This is a genomic window from Neorhizobium sp. P1_A6, from assembly GCF_056406795.1.
In genome coordinates this window covers 1-3432 of sequence record NZ_JBFTZM010000036.1, presented here as the reverse complement: position 1 = coordinate 3432, position 3432 = coordinate 1, and the positions used below count along the sequence as shown (strand labels likewise).

Here is a 3432-nt window from a genome sequence, read left to right as displayed (position 1 = left end):
GAAATCACCCAGCTGCAGAGCCAGCTGAAGAGCATCGCTTCCTCCGCGTCGTTCTCCGGCGAAAACTGGCTGCAGGCCGAAATCGGCGGTTCGCAGAGCGCCACCACGGGCGTCCTCTACGCTTCGAGCGAAATCACCAAGCAGCTGGTCGGCTCGTTCGTTCGCGACAGCGACGGCAACGTGTCGGTCAAGACCGTCAACGTTGTTCTCGACGAGCAGAACGTCCTGTTCGACTTGAGCGGCGGCCGCGGCGGTCTTCTCGAYGCCAACGCCCTCAAYGGTTWCCGYGCCATCAACTTCGACGACGGCACGACCAACCACAAGGAATATTTCGGCAAGATCAACACGTCTTCCTACTACGCAACCAACGCTGTCTGGAAGGACATYGGCGGCGGCGTCTTCATGAAGGGCGATACCAACGGCGTCTATTCGTCGGGTTCCAACGGTACCTACCTGATGAAGGTCGGCGGTGCTTACATCGATGCCGTCTACACCACCAAGGGCTACGACTTCTCGGCTGGTGCGACTGCAACGAGCGGCATCAAGTATGGAGCGGACGTCTCGGTTTCCGACCTCGACATCACCAAGCTCAAGGACTATCGCGACTCCAACGGGGCGAGCTACCTCGGTCTCGGTACAAAGGCCAGCGATGAAGACCTTATGGCTGCACTGACCTCGTTCGTCGACGGTCAGCTGGAATCGATGAGCAGCGCGGCTGCCAAGCTCGGTGCGGTATCGAAGCGTATCGATATGCAGTCCGACTTCGTCTCCAAGCTGACGGACTCGATCGACAAGGGTATCGGCCGACTGGTGGATGCCGACATGAACGAAGAGTCGACCAAGCTCAAGGCACTGCAGACCCAGCAGCAGCTGGCGATCCAGTCGCTTTCGATCGCCAACTCCGACTCGCAGAACATCCTGTCGCTCTTCCGTTAATCGGAACTGGAAATATGGCGCGGAGGCTAACCGCGCCATTGACCTCAGAAAAAGGGCCGCGTCCGAATTCGGACGCGGCCCTTTTGTTTTTCCGGTTCGCTTCAATGTTCCTTAATCATATTGCGGTTATCTTGAGCCATCGAAACGGTGAGTTAACCAAGAAAATTAAATGGTTAACAAGCATGACGCTGTCCGCTGTTCCCGGTGAATTCCGGAATGTCCCTTCCTGCAAGTAGCCATTCAAGGGGCAATCAATATGACTAGTATTCTTACCAACATTGCGGCGATGGCCGCGCTTCAGACGCTGCGCGGTATCGGTTCCGACATGGAATCCACGCAGAGCCGGGTCTCCTCGGGCCTGCGCGTTGGAACCGCATCTGACAACGCCGCCTACTGGTCGATCGCGACCACCATGCGTTCCGACAAGGGCGCCCTTTCGACGGTCCAGGACGCTCTCGGCCTCGGCGCTGCCAAGGTCGACACTGCCTATTCCGCCATGGAATCGGCAATCGACGTCGTCAAGGAAATCAAGAACAAGCTGGTTGCAGCTTCCGAACCGGGCGTCGACAAGTCGAAGGTCCAGGAAGAAATCACCCAGCTGCAGAGCCAGCTGAAGAGCATCGCTTCCTCCGCKTCGTTCTCCGGCGAAAACTGGCTGCAGGCCGAAATCGGCGGTTCGCAGAGCGCCACCACGGGCGTCMTCTACGCCTCGAGCGAAATCACCAAGCAGCTGGTCGGTTCGTTCGTTCGTGACGGCGACGGCAACGTCTCGGTCAAGACCATCAACGTTGTTCTCGACGAGCAGAACGTTCTGTTCGACCTGAGCGGCGGCCACGGCGGTCTTCTCGACGCCAACGCCCTCAACGGTTTCCGCGCCATCAACTTCGACGACGGCACGACAAACCACAAGGAATATTTCGGCAAGATCAACACGTCTTCCTACTACGCAACCAACGCTGTCTGGAAGGACATYGGCGGCGGCGTCTTCATGAAGGGCGATACCAACGGCGTCTATTCGTCGGGTTCCAACGGTACYTACCTGATGAAGGTCGGCGGCGCTTACATCGATGCCGTCTACACCACCAAGGGYTACGACTTCTCGGCCGGTGCGACTGCAACRGCCGGCATCAAGTACGSAACTGACATCTCGGTTTCCGACCTCGACATCACCAAGCTCAAGGATTATCGCGACTCCAGCGGCGTCAGCTACCTTGGCCTCGGTACCAGAGCCAGCGACGAAGACCTCATGGCTGCACTGACCTCGTTCGTCGACGGTCAGCTGGAAGCGATGAACAGCGCGACTGCCAAGCTCGGTGCTGTTTCGAAGCGTCTTGATCTGCAGACGGACTTCGTCTCGAAGCTGACGGACTCGATCGACAAGGGTGTCGGCCGACTGGTGGATGCCGACATGAACGAAGAGTCAACCAAGCTCAAGGCACTGCAGACCCAGCAGCAGCTGGCGATCCAGTCGCTTTCGATCGCCAACTCCGACTCGCAGAACATCCTGTCGCTCTTCCGTTAATCGGAACTGGAAATATGGCGCGGAGGCTGACCGCGCCATGGATCCAAAAAGAAGCCGCGTCCGAATTCGGACGCGGCTTTTTCATTTTCTTAATTCGCTTCAATCTTCATTAACCATATTGGGTTTACCTAGGATCATCGAAACAGTGAGTTAACCAAGAAAATTAAATGGTTAACAAGCATGACGCTGTGCGCTGTTCCCGGTGAAATCCGGGATGTCCCTTTTCGTAATCAGCCACTCAAGGGGCACCTAAAATGACTAGTATTCTTACCAACATTGCAGCTATGTCTGCTCTCCAAACTTTGCGCGGCATCGCGTCCGACATGGAATCCACACAGAGCCGGGTCTCCTCCGGCCTGCGCGTCGGAACCGCATCTGACAACGCCGCCTATTGGTCGATCGCGACCACCATGCGGTCCGACAATGGTGCGCTCTCGGCAGTTCAAGACGCACTCGGCCTCGGCGCTGCGAAGGTCGACACTGCCTATTCCGCCATGGAATCGGCAATCGACGTCGTCAAGGAAATCAAGAACAAGCTGGTTGCAGCTTCCGAACCGGGCGTCGACAAGTCCAAGGTCCAGGAAGAAATCACCCAGCTGCAGAGCCAGCTGAAGAGCATCGCTTCCTCCGCTTCGTTCTCCGGCGAAAACTGGCTGCAGGCCGAAATCGGCGGTTCGCAGAGCGCCACCACGGGTATCCTCTACGCTTCCAGCGAAATCACCAAGCAGCTGGTCGGTTCGTTCATGCGTGATGGCGACGGCAACGTCTCGGTCAAGACCATTAACGTGGTTCTCGACGAGCAGAATGTCCTGTTCGACCTGAGCGGCGGTCGTGGCGGTCTTCTCGATGCCAACGCCCTCAATGGTTACCGTGCCATCAACTTCGACGACGGCACGACCAACCACAAGGAATATTTCGGCAAGATCAACACGTCTTCCTACTACGCAACCAACGCTGTCTGGAAGGACATTGGC

3 protein-coding genes are annotated in these 3432 nt (G+C 57.2%); all 3 read left to right on the top strand.

Annotated elements, in window-relative coordinates; translation table 11 throughout:
• A partial coding sequence (locus AC1D3C_RS29845) for a flagellin (protein WP_477485421.1) occupies positions 1-936 on the top strand: 936 nt, incomplete at its 5' end.
• A gap of 256 nt (positions 937-1192) precedes the next feature.
• Entirely contained in the window at positions 1193-2458 is a 1266-nt protein-coding gene (locus AC1D3C_RS29840) for a flagellin N-terminal helical domain-containing protein (RefSeq protein ID WP_477485420.1), read from the top strand.
• A gap of 254 nt (positions 2459-2712) precedes the next feature.
• On the top strand, positions 2713-3432 hold a 720-nt coding region (locus AC1D3C_RS29835; protein ID WP_477485419.1), incomplete at its 3' end, for a flagellin N-terminal helical domain-containing protein.